General features: G+C 70.0%; 22 protein-coding genes and 3 pseudogenes. 15 read left to right on the forward strand and 10 right to left on the reverse strand.

Features of this window, described 5'->3' with window-relative positions:
* A pseudogene (locus ACFYOB_RS40185) lies at window positions 1-86 on the forward strand (IS5/IS1182 family transposase); the annotation flags it as partial.
* 14 nt (window positions 87-100) lie between these two features.
* A pseudogene (locus ACFYOB_RS40190) lies at window positions 101-344 on the forward strand (ATP-binding protein); the annotation flags it as partial.
* Between the two features lie 432 nt (window positions 345-776).
* Here ACFYOB_RS40190 and ACFYOB_RS40195 read toward each other — a convergent pair.
* Complete coding sequence (locus ACFYOB_RS40195) at window positions 777-1,118, reverse strand: hypothetical protein (protein WP_388569660.1); 342 nt, start codon at window positions 1,116-1,118, stop codon at window positions 777-779.
* Between the two features lie 384 nt (window positions 1,119-1,502).
* Between ACFYOB_RS40195 and ACFYOB_RS40200 the strand changes: the two genes are divergently transcribed.
* The 4 genes and pseudogenes from ACFYOB_RS40200 to ACFYOB_RS40215 all read left to right on the forward strand — a co-directional run.
* Window positions 1,503-1,943 carry a hypothetical protein gene (locus tag ACFYOB_RS40200; RefSeq protein WP_388569662.1) on the forward strand — a complete coding sequence of 147 codons (441 nt, stop codon included), beginning with the start codon at window positions 1,503-1,505 and terminating at the stop codon, window positions 1,941-1,943.
* Window positions 1,944-1,951: 8 nt separating this feature from the next.
* Entirely contained in the window at window positions 1,952-3,799 is a 1,848-nt protein-coding gene (locus ACFYOB_RS40205) for an alpha/beta hydrolase (RefSeq protein WP_388569665.1), read from the forward strand.
* A 37-nt stretch (window positions 3,800-3,836) separates the two neighbouring features.
* Window positions 3,837-4,358 carry a hypothetical protein gene (locus ACFYOB_RS40210; protein ID WP_388569668.1) on the forward strand — a complete coding sequence of 174 codons (522 nt, stop codon included), beginning with the start codon at window positions 3,837-3,839 and terminating at the stop codon, window positions 4,356-4,358.
* Window positions 4,359-4,529: 171 nt separating this feature from the next.
* A pseudogene (locus ACFYOB_RS40215) lies at window positions 4,530-5,209 on the forward strand (RecQ family ATP-dependent DNA helicase); the annotation flags it as partial.
* Window positions 5,210-5,310: 101 nt separating this feature from the next.
* On the opposite strand, the gene ACFYOB_RS40220 reads toward ACFYOB_RS40215, so the two are convergent.
* Window positions 5,311-5,451, reverse strand: coding sequence for a hypothetical protein (locus ACFYOB_RS40220; RefSeq protein WP_388569724.1), 141 nt, complete (start codon window positions 5,449-5,451; stop codon window positions 5,311-5,313).
* Window positions 5,452-5,632: 181 nt separating this feature from the next.
* On the opposite strand from ACFYOB_RS40220, the gene ACFYOB_RS40225 reads away from it, so the two are divergent.
* Both ACFYOB_RS40225 and ACFYOB_RS40230 read left to right on the forward strand, forming a co-directional pair.
* A complete protein-coding gene (locus tag ACFYOB_RS40225) occupies window positions 5,633-5,914 on the forward strand; it encodes a hypothetical protein (protein WP_388569671.1) in 282 nt (93 codons plus the stop codon).
* A gap of 41 nt (window positions 5,915-5,955) precedes the next feature.
* Window positions 5,956-6,138 (forward strand): DUF6221 family protein, encoded by a 183-nt coding sequence (locus ACFYOB_RS40230; protein WP_388569719.1) that lies wholly within the window; start codon window positions 5,956-5,958, stop codon window positions 6,136-6,138.
* A 46-nt stretch (window positions 6,139-6,184) separates the two neighbouring features.
* Here the strand turns inward: ACFYOB_RS40230 and ACFYOB_RS40235 are convergent, their stop codons facing one another.
* Window positions 6,185-6,925 (reverse strand): class I SAM-dependent methyltransferase, encoded by a 741-nt coding sequence (locus ACFYOB_RS40235; protein ID WP_388569674.1) that lies wholly within the window; start codon window positions 6,923-6,925, stop codon window positions 6,185-6,187.
* Between the two features lie 728 nt (window positions 6,926-7,653).
* Here ACFYOB_RS40235 and ACFYOB_RS40240 point away from each other — a divergent pair.
* Complete coding sequence (locus ACFYOB_RS40240; protein ID WP_388569677.1) at window positions 7,654-7,899, forward strand: hypothetical protein; 246 nt, start codon at window positions 7,654-7,656, stop codon at window positions 7,897-7,899.
* A gap of 205 nt (window positions 7,900-8,104) precedes the next feature.
* Here ACFYOB_RS40240 and ACFYOB_RS40245 read toward each other — a convergent pair whose 3' ends face one another.
* From ACFYOB_RS40245 to ACFYOB_RS40275, 7 genes are all read right to left on the reverse strand, one after another.
* Window positions 8,105-8,299 carry a hypothetical protein gene (locus tag ACFYOB_RS40245; RefSeq protein WP_388569679.1) on the reverse strand — a complete coding sequence of 65 codons (195 nt, stop codon included), beginning with the start codon at window positions 8,297-8,299 and terminating at the stop codon, window positions 8,105-8,107.
* Between the two features lie 388 nt (window positions 8,300-8,687).
* Entirely contained in the window at window positions 8,688-9,434 is a 747-nt protein-coding gene (locus tag ACFYOB_RS40250) for a hypothetical protein (RefSeq protein ID WP_388569682.1), read from the reverse strand.
* Between the two features lie 103 nt (window positions 9,435-9,537).
* On the reverse strand, window positions 9,538-9,966 hold the full coding sequence (locus tag ACFYOB_RS40255) for a hypothetical protein (protein ID WP_388569684.1): 429 nt from the start codon (window positions 9,964-9,966) through the stop codon (window positions 9,538-9,540).
* A 79-nt stretch (window positions 9,967-10,045) separates the two neighbouring features.
* The gene (locus ACFYOB_RS40260) at window positions 10,046-10,306 is read right to left on the reverse strand and encodes a hypothetical protein (protein WP_388569721.1); all 261 of its coding nucleotides are present in this window, start codon (window positions 10,304-10,306) and stop codon (window positions 10,046-10,048) included.
* Window positions 10,307-10,309: 3 nt separating this feature from the next.
* On the reverse strand, window positions 10,310-10,441 hold the full coding sequence (locus ACFYOB_RS40265) for a hypothetical protein (RefSeq protein WP_388569687.1): 132 nt from the start codon (window positions 10,439-10,441) through the stop codon (window positions 10,310-10,312).
* Between the two features lie 204 nt (window positions 10,442-10,645).
* Entirely contained in the window at window positions 10,646-11,053 is a 408-nt protein-coding gene (locus ACFYOB_RS40270; protein WP_388569689.1) for a four-helix bundle copper-binding protein, read from the reverse strand.
* A gap of 181 nt (window positions 11,054-11,234) precedes the next feature.
* The gene (locus ACFYOB_RS40275; protein ID WP_388569692.1) at window positions 11,235-11,756 is read right to left on the reverse strand and encodes a DUF4396 domain-containing protein; all 522 of its coding nucleotides are present in this window, start codon (window positions 11,754-11,756) and stop codon (window positions 11,235-11,237) included.
* A gap of 241 nt (window positions 11,757-11,997) precedes the next feature.
* Between ACFYOB_RS40275 and ACFYOB_RS40280 the strand changes: the two genes are divergently transcribed.
* The 6 genes from ACFYOB_RS40280 to ACFYOB_RS40305 all read left to right on the forward strand — a co-directional run bounded on the left by ACFYOB_RS40280 (window position 11,998) and on the right by ACFYOB_RS40305 (window position 17,668).
* Window positions 11,998-12,459, forward strand: coding sequence for a hypothetical protein (locus ACFYOB_RS40280; RefSeq protein WP_388569695.1), 462 nt, complete (start codon window positions 11,998-12,000; stop codon window positions 12,457-12,459).
* A 111-nt stretch (window positions 12,460-12,570) separates the two neighbouring features.
* Window positions 12,571-13,494: a hypothetical protein gene (locus tag ACFYOB_RS40285; protein WP_388569698.1), complete on the forward strand. Its 924-nt coding sequence runs from the start codon at window positions 12,571-12,573 to the stop codon at window positions 13,492-13,494.
* Window positions 13,495-14,813: 1,319 nt separating this feature from the next.
* On the forward strand, window positions 14,814-15,017 hold the full coding sequence (locus ACFYOB_RS40290; RefSeq protein WP_388569701.1) for a cold-shock protein: 204 nt from the start codon (window positions 14,814-14,816) through the stop codon (window positions 15,015-15,017).
* A gap of 309 nt (window positions 15,018-15,326) precedes the next feature.
* Window positions 15,327-16,853, forward strand: a complete 1,527-nt coding sequence (locus ACFYOB_RS40295) for a DEAD/DEAH box helicase (RefSeq protein WP_388569704.1) — start codon at window positions 15,327-15,329, stop codon at window positions 16,851-16,853.
* Between the two features lie 46 nt (window positions 16,854-16,899).
* A complete protein-coding gene (locus ACFYOB_RS40300; protein WP_388569706.1) occupies window positions 16,900-17,307 on the forward strand; it encodes a CBS domain-containing protein in 408 nt (135 codons plus the stop codon).
* A gap of 49 nt (window positions 17,308-17,356) precedes the next feature.
* Window positions 17,357-17,668: an SCO5918 family protein gene (locus ACFYOB_RS40305; RefSeq protein WP_388569708.1), complete on the forward strand. Its 312-nt coding sequence runs from the start codon at window positions 17,357-17,359 to the stop codon at window positions 17,666-17,668.
* Window positions 17,669-17,813: the final 145 nt, after the last annotated feature.

Genomic DNA, 17,813 nt, shown 5'->3' on the forward strand with positions numbered 1-17,813 from the left:
GGCAGATCTTCCGCAGATCCCGCATCAGCCCGAACCGCATGACCGTCATCGCCAAAGCCGTCCTCACCCTGGAGAGGCAACGCTGAAAACGCTCACTGAACAGCTCGTCACCAACGCCCTGCGTCATGGCGATGACACCTGCACCCTGGCCCTGACGGCGTACCCGGACAGCATCGAGGTATCGGTGCGGGACCCAGCCCGCAGACCCCGCGCACGCGCACCCCCGGCCTGAAGGGCGGCACCGGCTATTCGGCTGGCCCCATGTCAACCGCCTAGCGCAAGCAACCACCGTCACCCGCCAGGCAACCGGCGGCAAGACCGTAAGCGCCCTCCTCCCCCGATAGAACCCACCCCAGCGCGCGCATCCCCCACTTGGCGGCATTGCTGTAAGGCGCCGCCATCGTTGAAACGGGCACATCACCCGCGAGACCCTTCCCGAGCCGGCCTCGCCCCCGGGCCTGGCCGTTTTCGGACCCGGTCCTGGCGGACGTGCAAACCCAGGCGTCCGCCTTGCTCCCCGACCGCGACGCCGCGATCGTCACCTATTGCTCCAAGCCGACGTGCCCCAACAGCGGACAGGTCGCTGACCGGCCCCGCTCTCGGCTACACCGACGTCCGTAAGTACCGCGAGGGCATCCAGGACTGGGTGGAGGCCGGCTTCCCCACCGAGTCCGCCCCGCATACGTGCATCGGACCACGAGGGTCTTGCGAACCTTCGCGGGCTCGCGGACCTTCGGGACCTTGGCCGACCTCCGCGTGGCGGCGGTCGCTCAGGGCTACTCCCCGGGCGCCCCGGAGGTCAAAGGCCGGTTCACGTCGGGCTCCGCAGGCGAACTGCCGCCTTCTGAGCCGCCGTTGACGGACGATTCGATCGCGGGGAGCCCCGCGCGTGCCCTCATGACATCGGCCTCCGCCCGCATCATGCCGGCCTTCGCCCGTACGAGGTCGGCCTCTGCCTGCCCTCGCGCCTGCACGTATTTGGCGTACGCGGTGAGCGTGACGCCGATCAGCGTGCCGATACCCGTGGCGAGGGCGACGATCGTGGTGACGACCGCGGGCGTGTCGGAGGTTGCTGCACTTCTGTGCCGGCCGCTTGGGCGGCATGCGGGCGGGGTCATGGGAGCCCCGCGACAGGCGCGGGGCCAGGGCGGGCCGGGCTCTCCTGCGTTTCGTCGCGGTGCACGATGGTGACGTCCGAGGCCGGCGGCCGGTCGTCCGCCGGGAGCTGCGGTGCGGCAACGCAGGACTGCCCCTTCGGGCCCGGCCACTGACGGTGCGTCGACATGCTGCCAGAGGTGGTCACCGGCGTACCCACCGAGCCTGAGTCCCCAACGATCGATGTAGTGAAGTGAGGGGGCACCTCCGTCGGAGGCGCGCCCCGCAGCGGTGCCGCGCGTGCGGTTCCAACTCCCGGGGTCATCTGTCATATGCCACTGGCACATGACAGTAAGATCGGCCCCTGATCATTGGTTTTGTCATCTAATACGGGGGCTCGGTTGAGCATGACATCCTTCGACAGGGAGTGGGCGGGTCTCAAGCAGGACGCGGCGGCCGGGACGCAGATGCGGCTCGCGAGCGCCTCGTCCGACGGCGGGTCCGGCGGGAGCGGGGATCTGAAGTCCGACAAGGCGGTGTGGAACCGGGCGAGTCAGGACCTCGGCGGGCTGGCCACCAGCGTGAAGACCGCCCGGACCGGGCTGGAGGACGGCCAGAAGGGCGCCGCGCAGCCGGGCGTCGAGAGCGCCACCGCGCAGGCGGAGCTGTACGAGTCCTGGAAGACGTACCTCGACGGTCTGTCGGGCAAGTGCACCGGGCTGCAGGGTCCGCTGGAGAAGGCCGGCACCGGCCAGTACGAGAACGACGAGGCGATCAAGGGCGGGTTCGCCCAGATCGACGGCCAGTACAAGGACACGCCCGCCACCGGCGGCAGCGGGGGCCGGTGAGCTGAGCGATGGATTACGCAGCACTGAAGGCCCTCAAGCCGTCCGAGTTCACCGAGGCGGCCGACGGCTACAAGGCCGTGAGCAGCATGGCAGACCACGCCTACGGGGATACCGAGGGCCAGATCTCGGCGCGGCTGCGTGCCGGGTTGTCGGGTGTGGCGGTGGACGCGGCGCTGGGCTCCTTGCGGGAACTGGCGAAGAACTTCCACTACACGCAGGTCGAGTGCGGGCTCGCGGCGACCTCGCTCAAGGCGCTCGCCGCGGCGTTGACCGAGGCGAAGAGGAAGCTGGACGATGCCGTCGAGGACGCCACGAGCGCCCATTTCACCGTCGGCGCCGACGGCTCGGTCAGCTACCCGCCGGCCGGCCAGGAGAAGGACGGGAAGCTGCCTGACGGCGGCACCGTCACGGGCAGTGCGAAGGGCAAGCCGTCGGGCGGGGTGATCGACCCGACGCGCGACGCGAACGACCTCTCCGCGGCCCTTGAGCGGCAGGCGGCGAACATCCACCCCAATCCGAACTTCGGCAAGGCCGTGGAGATGGCCAACCGGATCGCGCAGGCCGTCGCCGAGGCGACCGAGGCCGATGCCCTGTGGGCGCCGAAGCTGCGCAAGCTGAAGGCGGACGACGACCTTGTCGTCTCCGACCACGACTGGGTCGACGCACAGAGCGACACCTCCGAGGTCCGCAGCGGTGCGAAGGATTATCTGGAGCACATCAAGCCGGCGCCGAAGGGCGATGACCCGAAGGCGAACGCGGACTGGTGGAAGGGTCTGAACCCGGACGAGCAGTCCGCCTACCTGTCTTTGAACGCGTCGGAGGTCGGCGCATTGGACGGGCTGCCCTCGGGGGTCCGTGACGAGGCCAATCGCACCGTGCTGGCAGAGCGGCGGTCGGAGTTCCAGATCAAGCTGGACGCGATTCCACCGCAGCCGCAGAGGTGGGTCACCAACACACGGGAGACGGCGACGGTCAACCCGCTCTGGACGGACTGGAACAGGAAGTACGGCAAGGAGAAGGAGTACCTGGACAAGAACCTCAAGGGTATGAACGCCATCCAGGCCCGGTTCGACTCGACGGGCCAGGAGGGACTGCCCGAGGCCTACCTGCTGGGCTTCGACACCAAGGGCGGCGGCCGGGCGATCGTGGCCAACGGCAACCCGGACACGGCGGCCCACACCGCGGTCTTCGTGCCCGGCACGTTCACGGACATCACGCAGACCGAGAAGTACATCCACCACATGAGCGAGATGTGGAAGGAGACCCATGCCAAGGTCCCCGGCCAGGAGGTGTCCACCATCAGCTGGATCGGGTACGACGCCCCGCAGAGCCTCGCTCCGGAAGCGATGGAGAAACACTTCGCCAAGGAAGCGGCGCCCGACCTGAACCACTTCATGCAAGGCCTGGAGACCGTCCAGGGCGGCGGCGAGAAGAGCCACACCACACTCATCGGCCACAGCTACGGCAGCACCGTCCTGGGCGCCGCTTCGAACCAGGGCGACCTGCGCGCCGATGACATCGTCGCGGTCGGCAGTCCCGGCATGCTCGTCGGCCACGCCAAGGACCTGGACGTCGAGGAGGGCCATGTGTGGTCCCAGGCGGCCTCCGCGCTCAACGACCAAGTTCCGGCGGGCGGCAAGGTCGCAGGCCTCGGCGGCGGCACCCCCCTGTGGGCGGAATTGCTGCCGTTCGGAACGGTGTGGGGGCAGAACGTGCCCTCCGACGAGGATTTCGGAGCCAATATCATGGCCAATGACGCAGACAGCCATACCGACTACTGGAGAGACCACTCCTTGAGCATCAAGAACCAGGCGAACGTGGTGGCCGGCAAGTATGACGACGTCAAGCATGGGTGACGCACGTCGTGCGGTCGGTAACCGCAAAGTCTCCGGAATGAGGGCGTTGGTCCTCGCTGTCGTCATGGTGTCGATGTCGGTGCTGTCTATGGGGTGTTCGAACGTGAAGGAACTCAACTACACGCCGGTGAGGATGGACCCCGACCCGGCACGCAAGAAGGCGAAGGCGGTGTCCAGCCGCCTGCTGGAGATGTCCGGGGTCCAGGGCAAGGTGACCGAGCCGGGCCCGAGCGTCTCTCGGTGCAGCGAGTACGGGGATGATCTGTTCTCCACGTCGCACCCCTGGTCGGTCTACGGACTCACCGATGACCAGGTCGAAACCGGCATGGCGAACCTGCGCAAGGCACTGAACGAGAACGGCTGGAAGATCACCAAGGACGGCAAGGCCAACAGCAACGCCCAGAGCCCTGAGATCTACGCCGAGAACAAGACCGAGCAGTTCGCCGTTCAGGTCACTGGCCTGAAGGACAGGGGGCCTGTGGAGACCATGCTCAACTTCTCCGTCGTCTCCGCCTGCTACCGCGCGGCCTCGGCCTCTGCCCTCGACGGCGAGTACTGACACCGACCCGCAATTGGATCATTTGAGGCGTCGGGTGGTGGGGCGTCCGGCTGGGGCCCGGGGACCAGGGCGGTCGGGGCGGGGCCCGGCCGCCCGATTCTGCAGTCCGTACCGCACTGAGCAGACCGTCCACGTCCGACAGGAAGGGCCCTTGCAGTCCGCCGCCCACCGCACGAGCGCTGGCCCAAGGTGCCGCGGATCGCGCTGACCGCGACGGCCACCGAGGCGACGCACGCCGAGATCGCGGCGCGGCTGGGGCTGGGGCTGGCGGAGGGGGACGCCCGGCACTTCGTGGCCAGCTTCGACCGGCCGAACATCCAGTACCGGATCGCATCGAAGAACAACCCGGCGCGACAGCTGCTGGAGCTGATCCGGACCGAGCATGAGGGGGACGCCGGGTCGTCTACTGCGTGTCGCGGGCGTCCGTGGAGAGGACGGCGGCCTTCCTGGTGGAGCAGGGTGTCGACGCGGTCGCGTACCACGCGGGCATGGACGCCCGGACGCGCGCGGCGAACCAGGCGCGCTTCCTGCGCGAGGACGGGGTCCTGGTGGTGGCCACGATCGCGTTCGGCATGGGCATCGACCAAGCCTGACGTGCGCTTCGTGGCGCACCTGGACCTGCCCAAGTCGGTCGAGGGCTACTACCAGGAGATCGGCCGCGCAGGCCGCGACGGCGAGCCGGCCACGGCCTGGCTCCCGTACGGCCTCCAGGACGTGGTGTAGCAGCGCAAGATGATCGAGGGCTCCGAGGGCGACGAGGCGCACCGCCGTTCCCAGGCCGGCCACCTCGACGCATGCTCACGCTGCGCGAGACGGTCGAGTGCCGCCGGGTGCGGCTGCTGGCGTACTTCGCGATCGACGTGGTCGGCGGCGACCGTGAGGATGCGGGCGGGGTTGGCGGGCGGTGGCTTCCGGGACGGCATCTCAGTCTCCTGGGGCGAGTTCGTGACGGTCAAGCGCTGCTGCGCTGGGCGGACTTGGCCTTGATGGTGCAGTCGACGCAGTGACACGGCGTCTGCCACAGCCACCCGGACACGCAGTAGTGGCGGCCGTTCTCCTCGGTCTTGGCGAATCTGGCCCCTTCCAAGTACATGCGGGGCTCCTCGGCGTGCGAGGTGGGGGCCGGGACAGCGGACTGCCGCCCCGGCTCGGATGAGTGGTTCAGGCTACGAGCGCTCCGGCCACCTTGGCACCGATGCGCCGGGTGCCTCCGATCCCTGACCGTTCTCGAAGAACACGGTGCCCGTCCGGGCCTGACCGGGATCATCGAGAGCGTGCACCCCATGATCTGCGTGATCGCCGACGGCTTTGGTACTCCGGACGTGGATCTGACGGTGGTGCTCACTGGCGACATCACCGCGTCGATCCGGACACGCAGCGAGACCGAGCGGGACTTCAGCCCCAAGCGGGCCGGCGGCACGGTGGCGGGCAAGACGATCAGTCTGGTCCGCGACTTCAGCGCAACGGCCATCGTGCTCGACACCGGTGACGCTGCGACGGTGACGGCTGCGGGGAGTGGACCGCTCACGGGCACACGGTCGACCTATGCCAAGTAGAACTCTCCGGCCTCCATCCCACGATCGCCCTGCACGTCGCGCTGCACGACCCGGCTCGCGTCCTGCGGGAGGTTGAAGCCAAGCGACGCGTGCTCGACCGCCATGCACTCAGTCCTGCCACGGGAGACCCCGAACTACCGTGGGACAACCGCGGTGACTGCCAGTACGACGGCGAGACCTGGCCGTGCGATGACGGGACAGCCCTCAGCGGTCGCGCCGCTTAGGGCCTGTCCGGCGAGGGGATGCCTTCACGTCTCGGCGCGGCGGAACTTAGGGTTTGTGGGTTACCCAGAGCAGTTCCGCCGGCCAGCGGTGTGCCCAGTCGGGTGGGTCGGTTTCGTTGTAGCCGTTGGGTGTTCCGAGTTCGGGCCGCGGCTCGATGAGGTCGTCGATGATGAGACCCGCGCCGCGCAGGACCTTGACCCAGTCGCCGTAGGTGAGCTGATAGCTGGTCGCGCCGTCGTCTTCGGCAATGGTGTTCAGCCCGAAGTAGTCCTTCTGCAGCGTCGTGGTCACGCGGCTGGCGGCTTCGTCGTAGCAAGCTTCGAACCATGGGCTGGCGACGTTGAACACCAGGCGCCCGCCTCGGTTCAAGACGCGTGCGGCCTGCGGGACGGCCAGGTGCGGGGGCGCCCAGCTGAGCCCACCGAAGTCGCAGAACACCAGGTCGAAGCTGTCGGCGGCGAAGGGGAGTTGTTCGGCGGCGCCTTGCACTAGCGAGTAGCGGTCTGCTCCCATCGCGCGGGCCGCTGCGGCGAGTTGGGCTTCGGACAGGTCGAGCCCGACCACGGTGGCGCCCTCGGCTGCGAGCGCCCTGGACCACTGGCCGGCGCCGCAGCCGAGTTCGAGGACGCGCTTGCCGGTGACGCCGCCCAGGGCGTGCAGGTGCGCGTCGGGGATGGAGTACATGCCCCACAGCCGGGGTGTGGCGCCGATTTGCGGGTCGTGCTTGTGCTGGTAGGCGCTGCTGATCTGGTTCCAGAGCCGCCGGTTGGCGGGGATGCTGTCCACGTGCCGACTCCAGCACTGCCTGCCGGGGGCGGTCAACAGGACTAGGGCACTGACCGGCCCTCGCCTCGGTCCGGCCCTGGCTCGGCCCATGATCCGCCGGACGAGCCTTAGCCTGTGGTTCAGGGATCGGGTGAGTTCCCGTTTTGCGGCCCGCGACGCCTCCAGCTCCTCTGTCCGTTCCCCGAGCTCGCTCTTCGTGTCGACCAGGTTCTGTTCGAGTAGGGCGATCTGATCACCGCTGACCTGCTCCGGCGCCGCCGGGCCGCCACGGGCGGATCCCGGCCAACTCCCGCGGCACCGCTCAGCGAAGGCCTGGCCCGCCCGCACCCTCTACCCGGCTGCCAGACCTGGGACCGGCGCAGACGAGGACGAGGAGCCGGCCGGTGGCAGTGCCGAAGCGGAGCAGCAAGGCAGTGTGGGGTGAGGGGTGATGTTCGACGGAACACGCCGGCTGGCTGGGAGACGTGGCGGCTGGCCCGGCACTCCTTCGAGCCTGCGCCCCGCATCTCCCCGGCGCGATGGAGGGCCATGTCACCGGCAGAGAAGTCGGCTTGGGACTTGGCGCGGGCTGCAACCCACGCGAACCTCCCGCTGCTGGGGACGCCGATGAGCCAGGCGGTGGACCGGTTGCTGTCGACGCGGATCAGACAGAACGCATTCGAGGCCCGCCCGGCGACCCGGGCGGGGGTGATGGTGTCCGAGGCGGCTACCAGGGCAAGACCGAGACCGTGTGCGAGATCGCAGCCGCCTTCGAGGACTCCTGGCGCGAACTGCACCGCACCCACCCCGAGGCGGTGCCGGGCTGCCGGGATGCGTGGGCGCCGGTCGCCTACGTTCAGACCCCGGTGACGGCGAAGCCGAAGAGCACCTGCAAGGCGATCCTCGACTTCTACGGCGCCCTGACCCAGCGGATGGACCTGCCCGAGATGATCTGGCAGGTCGCCGCCTCCCTCGGCGACCACCTTCCCAGCTGATCCCGGCGCCGCTCAGTCGCCTGCACCCCGCCCAGTGCCGTCACCGCGCCGGCGCAGGCTGGGACCCAGCTTGCGCTGCCTACGTCGACCGTCCGCCGGTTCCCGGTCTCCGACCCACCGCCGCGATGACGTACACGCAGCAACGGCTGACCGCAGCAGCGTCTGCCGGGCCAGGGGAGCTGGTCGAGAGCCTCGGAGACTGACCTCAGCCCAGCAGTTCTTCAACGACGTCCGCACGACGGTCCTCGCCGTCTGTTCGACCTGGCCGGCCGCCGCCGACGCCTTCCCTGAGTTCGAGCACCTGGGCCTCATCGCCGCCCACGCGACGTCCCTGCACCGCACCACCGCCGAACGCGTCGGCCCCCAGAACAGCGGTTGGCTGGCCCGCTCCATCGACCATCCGCCCGCAGCCCCCGTGCCTGCCGCCGCCCTGCTCGGCCTCGTCGTCCAGATCCTTGACGACGAGGCCAGCCAGGCCGTCCTGGCTCAGCTGCTGTCCCGCCTCCGGTCATGCAGGGCCGGACGCCTGAAGGCGTTCGTACCTACACGAACTGGGAGGGCCCGCGCGATAGCTGAGGCGCGACGCCGCGATCCGCCTGGTCCAGATGGCCCGCGGCGGTACACGCCCCAGCGCAGCCCGCTACCTCGGCATCCCACCTGGAACCCTGGAGACCACCACTCAGCGCATCCGCACCTGGCAGAAGCAGCCCGGCAATGCCGAGGCGTACCAGGAAGCTCTTCGGCACGTCGCCGAGATCGCCTTGGCAGCTCGGCATTCATCTGCCGAATCAGTGCGAGTGGGCGTGGCCGTCCGCCGCGGAGGTCGCCGGGGCTGACGGGCCCGCCGTCGTAGGTGCTGCTCCCGGCGTCTGGGTGGTGGAGGGAGACGGCGGGGTGGCTGAAGGGTCTTCGTGGTGGGCGGGGTTCGCGGGGGCGGGGTTCTCGGTGGTGCCGTGGCTGTGGCCTCCGCCTGGGGTGGTTTCCATGGAGGCGGCCACCTGGCGCAGGCCGAGGAAGGCCAGGGCGGCGGTGCTCAGAACCGCGAGGCCGACGAGGCTGAAGATCCTCCGTACGGGGGTGTCGGCGTCCTTGATGACGTAGGCGACGAACGAGACGACGAGGCCGGCGGGGACGAGGACGGCGCCGCGGGCGGGGAAGTCGTCGAAGTGCTGGAGGCCGCCGGAGAGCATGCCGATGCCGAACGAGAGCGTCAGGGACGCGCCGATCACGACCAGCATGCGGGGCAGGCCGGGGCGTTCGCGGGTGAGGAGGAACTCATTGAGGATGGTGGCGGCGAGGAAGACGGCGGCGCCGTAGAGGGCGATGCGGGTGTAGCGGGCGGGGTCGAGCGGGTGGTGGACGACGGCGCCGCTGATGAGGCCGGCTCCGACGAAGTAGCCGACGTAGCCGAGGTAGCGGGCTGCCAGCGAGCGGCGGCGGGCCTGGCGGGTGTGCGCTCTGCGTCGGGCGGCGCGGCCGCCGTTCTCTTCGGTGTCGGACGACGTGCGGGCATCGAGAAGCTGGGCCTGAGCCATGAAAGTTCCTTGCGAAGGCATGCGTGGTGCCCCGCGGCGTACGCCTGACAGGGCGGACGCCACGATGGACATACAGGGATGGACCGGGGTGAACTGCCCGGGTCTATACCTGCTGCACCACGGAGCTGAGGGAACTTCGCAAAGGGGGAGGTGTCGTTGGCGTGTTCGCGTCTACGCAGGCGGTCACTCGCGGGCCGGCGGTCGTCTGACCGGCCAGCGGGACGAGCCGTGGCGCGTTGAGGCTGCTGCCGGTCGGGGGATGCGCGGAGTCGCAGGCTTCGGCAGGGTGCGAGTGGCCGCCCTCGTCGTGTCCGAGGTCGCCGTCGTGGCGATGGTCGTCGCCCGGAGCGCGGTCCGCGACGGTCTGCGTTGCGGAGGCGGGGATGCCGGTGACGTGGGCTGTGGCGCTGTCGGCGCCCGCAGCGTGGGTGTAGAGGAAGCCGAACATCAGGGCGGCCAGCCACAGCAGGCGCAGCGGGCCCGCGCTGGTGCGGGTCCGCGGCATGCCGGGTGCGGGGCTGACCGTGACCATGCCGTGAAACCTACCGCGCCGCCCGGCGGATCCGGCCAGGAGGTCGGGCACACCGCGCGAAATGCTGAGCTTGGGCAGGTCAGGGAACCGGCCGGAGCCCGCGGAGGGTCACGTCCACGAGCCGGCTCCGGGCGGCGGACGAGGTGAGGGTGACTGCCGCTGTCAGCGCGTGCAGGGAGTAGGCGGCGAGTTCCCCGGGCGGCACGTCCTGGCGGAGGTATCCGGCGTCGGCGCCTTCGGTGATAAGGGCCTGGATGAGGTGCGTCAGGTGGGTCTGGGCGTGGTCGGGGCCCGGGACGTGCGCGACGCGCCGGACCCGGCCGCTCAGCTCACCCTGCAGGCCTCAGGCGCCCGGCGGATCCTCGAGCGCGCCGCGCCGGTGCTGGAGGTCGTACGGGGAGCGGCGACTGCGGACCGGGAGATCGCTGAGCTGTGGCGGACCAACCTCGCGCAGCGGCATGAGGTTCAGCTCCACTTCGCCCAGGCTCTGGTGGTGAAGGCCGGCGGTAGCCTGCGCGACGGCCACGAGAGCGCATCGGCGGCTGACGTCGCCCTGGCCGTCCTTGGCGCGGAGACTTACGGGCTGCTCGTCACCCAGCGCGGCTGGAGCCCGGACCGCTGGGAGCGGTGGGCCGCCGACGCCCTCGTCCGCCAGCTCCTTCCCTGCCCCCCCGAGATTTCAGCCGAGGGCGTGCAGCAGGTCGTCGCACGCCTCCTCGCAGGAGCGGCAGGCCTCCGCGCACAGCCGGCAGTGCTCGTGCACGTCGGCATGGGAGGCGCACTCGTCCCCGCACGCTTTGCAGGCGGTCATGCAGGCCTGCAGCAGGGCGGCGGCGATGTTGGCGTCGTAGCCGGTGTGGCGGGAGAGCACCGAGGCGGTGGCGTTGCAGATGTCGGCGCAGTCCATGTCGGTGCGGATGCACTTGGTGAGATCGCCGACCATGCCTTCGGACAGGCAGGCGTCCGCGCACGCGGTACACGCCTGGGCGCAGGCTTGGCACGTCTCGATGCAGCGGGTGAGCTTGCCCTGGTCGATGCGGCCGAGGTCGGCCGGATAGGTGGCGAGCATGTCCTTGACCGTGGTCATGACCGATGCCTCCTTGGTGAGGGGCCGGAGGCCGGGCGGGCCGGGCCGGTCGCGCGCGACAGCCCCCGCACTTTCAGCCTGTGGGCGACGGGCGCCGTTGGCAATCACGACGAGCCGTTGGCAATCACGACGAACGGGGCACCCCGTGCGGGGCGCCCCTCTTCCTCTTCTGTGGTCAGGGTCAGTGGTAGGCGTGGACGACGGCGTGGCCCTTGCCGCGGCCGATCATCCACTTGTTGACCGGGGTGGTGACCAGGAACGCGATCACGAAGCCGCCGAGCAGGGCGCCCCAGAACAGGCCCTCGTCGAGCTGGGCGTCCATTGCGCCGGGGACCAGGGCGATGATGCCGTTGTCGACCAGCTCCATCACGGCGATCGAGACGGTGTCGGCGACCAGGGCCACCCTGACCGCCGCCTTGAAGCCCAGGCCGGCGCGGCGGACCGCGAACAGGGTGAACGAGTAGCCGAAGACGAATGCCAGCGCGATCGCCAGGATCATGGTGGGGGCGTTGCCCCACGCCAGGGCGGTGCCGATCGCCATGCCGAGGATCTCGCCGATCGCGCAGCCGGTCAGGCAGTGCAGGGTTGCCTTCGCAGCCGTAGGCCACGACGCCCCGCCACGGCCGCCATGACCGGCGTGGTCCGCACCGTGGTGTGCGGTGTGCTGCTGCGGGGCGCTGTGGTGGTGTGCGGTGTGGTCCATGATCCTCATCCCAATGTGCGTCTCATGCGAGGCCCTCTCCGGTCCTACATCTCCAAGCTGTACCCCCTGGGGGTATGCTTCCAAGTGTTGGTGGCCTCCCGTTAGAGGGGTCAGCCCTGGCGACAGTTGCGAAGACTTTCCTCAGGGTCCGCTGAAGGTCCGCACAGGGTGCCTCTTGGCCTGCCACGGGTATCGTCTGCCACCTGGAGCCAATGGACGTCGCAGGGAAAGGAAACGGCAGATGAGCAGCGGACGCGAGTGGAGAGCGGGCCTGGCCCGGCTCATCGCGGTCTGCGCGGCGCTGCTCGGACTGTTCCTCATGCACGGCGCTCCGGCCTCAGCCGCCGGAGACTGCCACGACGTCGTGACGGCATCGATGGCTACGGCACCCGGCGGGCACGCCGCCTCCGCGGCCTCCGCGGCCCCGGCAGCCGCCGCCCCGGTCGTCCTGCACCACCCCATGGCGGCACCCAACGAGCATACTGTGGCCGAAACGGGACCTGAGGCGCACGGGACCTCGTGCGTGTCGACCGCCCCGCGCGATCAGCTCCCGCTGCCCGCGGGAGCCCTCGCCCTGGCCCTCGCCATCACCCTCCTCGCGGCATGGTCGCTCCGCACGGGCTGGGCCCTGGGCCGGACCGGCCGCCGTGGACCGCCAGGCGGCCGGCGACTCCTGCTGAACGTGTGCATCGCGCGGACGTGACAGGCCCCTGACCCGAGCCCCGCTCTTCACCACGGGCCCCGGGTCGACGCGACCTGATCAGCCCTCGCGCACCACCACCTCGTGGGGCGCCGCACGGAAAGAACCTGCCTCATGTCCGCTGTCACCCCTTCCGCCCTGCGCCGGTCCCTCGTCGCGGCCGGTACCGCCGCCGTCCTCGCGGCGGCCCTGGCCGCCTGCGGCTCCAGCGACTCCTCCATGCCCGGCATGGACCACGGCACCCACCCCTCCATCGCCGCCTCGACCGGCAGCGCCCCCGGTACCGAGCACCACTCGATGCCCGGTATGGACCACAGCAGCATGGGCGACGGCCTGGCCGACGCCAAGGACGGCTACGCGCTGACCTCCGCCGCCACCGAACTGCCGGCCGACAAGGGCACCGCGTACGCCTTCAAGATCACCGGCCCGGACGGCCAGCCGGTCACGTCCTTCGCCGTCGACCAGACGAAGCGAATGCACTTCTACGCCATCCGCTCCGACCTCACCGGCTTCCAGCACCTGCACCCCACCATGGCCCCCGACGGCACCTGGACCGCCAACCTGACCGCCCTGACCCCCGGGACCTGGCGCACCTACGCCTCCTTCACACCCGAGACCGGCAGCGCCAAGGGCGAGGACTTCGTCCTGAGCCGCACCATCACCGTCCCCGGCACCGCAAAGGACACCCCGCTGCCCGCGGCCGCCGCCATCACCGAGACCGACGGCTACACCGTCACCGTCAAGGGCCAGCCCCTGGCCGGCATGGCCCACCCCCTGACGGTCACCATCAGCAAGGACGGCAAGCCCGTCACCGACCTCCAGCCCTACCTGGACACCTACGCCCACCTGACCGCCTTCCACGAGGGCGACCAGGCCTTCGCCCACCTGCACCCCGAAACCAAGGTCACCGGCGACAACGGCGGACCGGACCTCAACTTCCAGGCCATGCTCCCCAAGCCCGGCAACTGGCGGCTGTTCCTGCAGTTCCAGACCGGCGGAAGCCTCCACACCGCCGCCCTGACCCTGAACGTCAGCTGACCGGCCGGTGTCGCCGGCCGTGAACCGGTCCGTGAGGACCGGCACGGCCGGCGACACACGCATGGGCACTGCACTGCTCGCGCGTCACCACCTGGACGGCCGGCAAAGACGGGAGCATCGAGCTGACGGGCCCCCGCTGAGCTGTTTGGACATGAGGGTGAACACAGCGGTGTACCGGTCGAGCGCACCGTTGTCGTCTTCCTCGTCGCAGCCGTGGGGTTCGCTGCCGTAGGCGAGGTAGCCGAGACGTTCGTACAGGTGCCGGGCGCGGATTCTGAGCATCGGAGTTGTCGATCGGTGCCAGGTATCGCACTCAGACACACCGGGCAGAAGCCGGAGCTGGAAGAACGGGGGCTGCGGAGGAGGTGGCGGTCGTGGCGCGTCCCGTATGGGCCGGACCGTGGAAGTCGTCGGGGTAGGCCCGGGCATCGTCGTCTTTGCGGCGGCGGTCACGGTGGAACGTGGCCGTGGCCTGGGCGCCGGTCACCCGGGCGGTCCCGCCGAGACAGCGCGAACAGAGGCGCTGGCAGGGTCGGGAGGGGGACGGGGGCTGGGCCCGTTGCGGGGCCCGGCCAGGGCTTCATCGACCGGGCCGGGCCCCGCGTGCGTGGGACCTTCTCGTCGCCCTGCCACCGTGACACGAGCCAGCCCGCACTGCCGCGCCAGGGCCTTCGGGTGTAGCCCAATCGGGCGATTCCACCGGTGCGTGGCGGACACCGGGTGGTCAGGCCTCCGCGAGCGGCCCCTGCGGCCGCTTGGCGTCCGAGCACCCTCGGCCCCGCGCGGTTTTCGCGCTCCAAAGGGGCGGCCGGCCGGGACGCTGACGGTGAACCGCTACCCGCGCCGTCCCCGCCCGCCCGCGGCGTTCTCGACGGGCGCCGCGCGCCCCCGAGGGACAGGTTGGGAGACCGGTCCGCGGGGGTGTGAGACGCTGACCAGGCAGGGCGCTCCAGACCCGCCCACAGGCCACGTCCGATGAAGTGCCCACGTCCCGAATGGTGGACACCCGTCCTCTCGAAACACTGCACTCGGGGTGAGTCAATATCTGCCGCGGCGGCCTAAGAGTTTAATTGGCCCCGCAGGAAGAGTTTTCTCCGTACCGCACAGGGCGAAAATATTTAAGGCACGAACACCCCTGCAGCATGCTACTGTCGATCTCGGTTGCAGTTTTGGTACCCAAAAACTTCAAGCGCCTTCCGTTGGCCTCCGAGGCCACACGCAAGCGCTTTATATTTCCGGGCCATTCTCCGGGCGGGGCATCATCGCGGCGACACGGCATCCGCACCATGCGGACGCTGCTGCCCCGAAGGAGATACGACATGGCTACTGGCACCGTTAAGTGGTTCAACGCGGCAAAGGGATTCGGCTTCATCGAGCAGGACGGTGGCGGCGACGACGTCTTCGCCCACTTCTCGAACATCGCTGCCCAGGGTTTCCGCGAGCTGATCGAAGGCCAGAAGGTCACCTTCGACATCGCGCAGGGCCAGAAGGGCCCGACGGCCGAGAACATCGTTCCCGCCTGACACTGAAGCGCATCTTGCAGCTGGGGCCCGCATCCCTCGGGGTGCGGGCCCCAGCTGCACGCATTTCCCGCGGTCACGTGGACGAAGCACGGAGGGGACGCGCCCTCTTCGAGGTCTACCCCCGATAATTTCTCGTGATTTTCGCGTCCGCACGATGTCCCCCATTCCAGCGCATGCGCCGCGCCCCGTGCAGTTTCCTTGCGGGACAGCCGCGCTGTCGCATTCCATTCGGCCCGTTCTTGCGATTCTCTGCACTGCTCTTCTGCTGCGGGAATTCCTTGGTACGTGCCGTATCAAGGAAGGTTCTGAATGAACCCCATCCGTACGAACAACCGCTCCGCTCGCACCCGCAGCCGCACCGGCGGCCCCGCTTTCGGCGCCGGCGCCGGCTCGGAGCGGGGCGGCCGCTTCGGGTCGCCCTCCGCGAGTCGCTCCGGGGGCCGTTCCGGCGGTCCGAGCCGCTCGGGCGGCTACGGCCGTCGGCCCGCCGCGGTGCAGGGTGAGTTCACCCTGCCGAAGACCGTCACTCCGGCACTGCCGCCCGTCGAGACCTTCGCCGCTCTCGACATGCCGACCGAGCTGCTGGCCGCGCTGCGTACGCAGGGTGTGGCGGTGCCGTTCCCGATCCAGGGCGCGACGCTGCCGAACTCCCTCGCCGGCCGTGACGTACTCGGCCGCGGCCGGACCGGCTCCGGCAAGACCCTCGCTTTCGGCCTCGCCCTGCTGGCCCGAACTGCCGGACAGCGCGCCGAAGCCCGTCAGCCGCTGGCCCTGATCCTGGTCCCGACGCGTGAACTGGCCCAACAGGTCTCCGACGCCCTCACCCCCTACGCCCGCCCCGTGAAGCTGCGCCTGGCGACCGTGGTGGGCGGGATGCCCATCGGGCGTCAGGCCAATGCGCTCAGGGCGGGCGCCGAGGTCGTCGTCGCCACCCCGGGACGGCTGAAGGATCTCATCGACCGTGGGGACTGCCGCCTGAACCAGGTCGCGATCACCGTCCTGGACGAGGCCGACCAGATGGCCGACATGGGCTTCATGCCGCAGGTCACCGCCCTGCTGGACCAGGTGCGTCCCGAGGGCCAGCGGATGCTGTTCTCCGCGACCCTGGACCGCAACGTCGACCTCCTCGTGCGCCGGTACCTCACCGACCCGGTCGTCCACTCGGTGGACCCCTCGCAGGGTGCGGTGACCACGATGGAGCACCACGTCCTGTACGTCCACGGCGCGGACAAGCACGCCACGACTACGGAGATCGCCGCCCGCGACGGCCGCGTGATCATGTTCCTCGACACCAAGCACGCCGTGGACCGCCTCACCCAGGACCTCCTCAACAGCGGGGTCCGCGCCGCGGCCCTGCACGGCGGGAAGTCCCAGCCCCAGCGGACCCGGACCCTGGCCCAGTTCAAGACCGGGCACGTCAGCGTCCTGGTCGCCACGAACGTCGCCGCGCGCGGCATCCACGTCGACAGCCTCGACCTCGTCGTCAACGTCGACCCGCCCACCGACCACAAGGACTACCTGCACCGCGGCGGACGCACCGCCCGCGCCGGCGAGTCCGGGAGCGTCGTCACCCTGGTCACCCCCAACCAGCGCCGCGACATGACCCGCCTCATGCTGGCGGCCGGGATCGTGCCGCAGACCACGCAGGTCCGCTCCGGCGAAGCGGCCCTCAGCCGGATCACCGGCGCCCAGGCCCCCTCCGGCATCCCCGTGGTCGTCACGGCACCGGTCACCGAACGCGCCAAGCGTGGTGCGGCCTCCCGCGGCAGGCGGCGCCCCGCTTCGGCTGCCCGGCCCGCCGGTGTGCGGAAGTCCGCCTTCGACGCGGCCGCATGAGAACCGCGTGATCAGAAGACTGACCTATCTCTGCAGGAGGCACGTTGTGACGCTGGTCCAGATGCAGCCCCGCTCAGCATGTCCCACCCCGGTGCACCGGCCGGTGGGCGATGCCATCGATGCCGCCGGACCGCAGGTCTGTGACGACATGACGGTCGAGGTGGCCCTGGCCGTCATGTCCAGTGCCCGCACGGACCATCTGCTCGTCTGCGACGAGGACGGCCTGTGCACCGGGCTGGTCACCCAGGCCCAGCTCGCCACCATCCGTGACAGCTCGGCGTACACGGACCAGGTCCGTCTGCGTGCTGTAATCGGCGAGCGCGGACCGTTCGTCACCTCGTCCAGGACCACTATGGCCGAAGCCGAGCACGCGATGCGCTACCGCGAGCTGGACGCCCTGCCCGTCGTCGACGAGCAGGGCAGCGCCCTGGGCGTATTCGCCCGCGCCCGCTGAACAGCCCCACCGCGGCACAACCATCCCCTTCTTCTGCCTGTGAGGCCTCATGCGCTGTGTCATCGCCCGCTTCCCGTTCGACCTCACCAAGAGCGGTGTCCTGGAGTCGATGAAGGGCGTCAAGCCCGAACAGGTCACCGGGGAGTCCGTGATCATCGGCCGCCGAGCGTACCCCGCCAAGCAGGTCGGTCAGGTCATCACCCGCCAGGACCGCCGCGACTTCAGCGCCGACGAAGTCCTCCGGGCCATGACCCGACTCGGGTTCACCTGCCGCGTCCTCCCTCGGGCCGCCGTGTCCACGCGCGGCCTCAGCCCGCTCCAGCAGGCTTCCGCCATGCTCGGCACCCCACTGACCGTCTGACCGTCTCACCGACGGGGCGGCGCGAGCCGACACCCGAACAGCGAGGAGGGGCCGGCCCGCCCCGGGCGGGGGGGCCCCCCCCCCGGACCCCGGGGGTTGCGGGGGGGGAGGCGGTCAGTGGTGGGGTGAGGCCGGGGCGGGGCCC

It is taken from the genome of Streptomyces sp. NPDC006463, assembly GCF_042870715.1.
Classification (GTDB): domain Bacteria; phylum Actinomycetota; class Actinomycetes; order Streptomycetales; family Streptomycetaceae; genus Streptomyces.

What these genes read in the sequence shown, in the direction of transcription:
- ACFYOB_RS40195 (WP_388569660.1), bottom strand. Translation starts at nt 1,118, where the DNA reads ATGACCCCGCCCGCATGCCGCCCAAGCGGCCGGCACAGAAGTGCAGCA.
- ACFYOB_RS40200 (WP_388569662.1), top strand. Translation starts at nt 1,503, where the DNA reads ATGACATCCTTCGACAGGGAGTGGGCGGGTCTCAAGCAGGACGCGGCG.
- ACFYOB_RS40205 (WP_388569665.1), top strand. Translation starts at nt 1,952, where the DNA reads ATGGATTACGCAGCACTGAAGGCCCTCAAGCCGTCCGAGTTCACCGAG.
- ACFYOB_RS40210 (WP_388569668.1), top strand. Translation starts at nt 3,837, where the DNA reads ATGAGGGCGTTGGTCCTCGCTGTCGTCATGGTGTCGATGTCGGTGCTG.
- ACFYOB_RS40220 (WP_388569724.1), bottom strand. Translation starts at nt 5,451, where the DNA reads ATGTACTTGGAAGGGGCCAGATTCGCCAAGACCGAGGAGAACGGCCGC.
- ACFYOB_RS40245 (WP_388569679.1), bottom strand. Translation starts at nt 8,299, where the DNA reads ATGGTCGATGGAGCGGGCCAGCCAACCGCTGTTCTGGGGGCCGACGCG.
- ACFYOB_RS40250 (WP_388569682.1), bottom strand. Translation starts at nt 9,434, where the DNA reads ATGGCTCAGGCCCAGCTTCTCGATGCCCGCACGTCGTCCGACACCGAA.
- ACFYOB_RS40255 (WP_388569684.1), bottom strand. Translation starts at nt 9,966, where the DNA reads ATGGTCACGGTCAGCCCCGCACCCGGCATGCCGCGGACCCGCACCAGC.
- ACFYOB_RS40270 (WP_388569689.1), bottom strand. Translation starts at nt 11,053, where the DNA reads ATGACCACGGTCAAGGACATGCTCGCCACCTATCCGGCCGACCTCGGC.
- ACFYOB_RS40275 (WP_388569692.1), bottom strand. Translation starts at nt 11,756, where the DNA reads ATGGACCACACCGCACACCACCACAGCGCCCCGCAGCAGCACACCGCA.
- ACFYOB_RS40280 (WP_388569695.1), top strand. Translation starts at nt 11,998, where the DNA reads ATGAGCAGCGGACGCGAGTGGAGAGCGGGCCTGGCCCGGCTCATCGCG.
- ACFYOB_RS40285 (WP_388569698.1), top strand. Translation starts at nt 12,571, where the DNA reads ATGTCCGCTGTCACCCCTTCCGCCCTGCGCCGGTCCCTCGTCGCGGCC.
- ACFYOB_RS40290 (WP_388569701.1), top strand. Translation starts at nt 14,814, where the DNA reads ATGGCTACTGGCACCGTTAAGTGGTTCAACGCGGCAAAGGGATTCGGC.
- ACFYOB_RS40295 (WP_388569704.1), top strand. Translation starts at nt 15,327, where the DNA reads ATGAACCCCATCCGTACGAACAACCGCTCCGCTCGCACCCGCAGCCGC.
- ACFYOB_RS40305 (WP_388569708.1), top strand. Translation starts at nt 17,357, where the DNA reads ATGCGCTGTGTCATCGCCCGCTTCCCGTTCGACCTCACCAAGAGCGGT.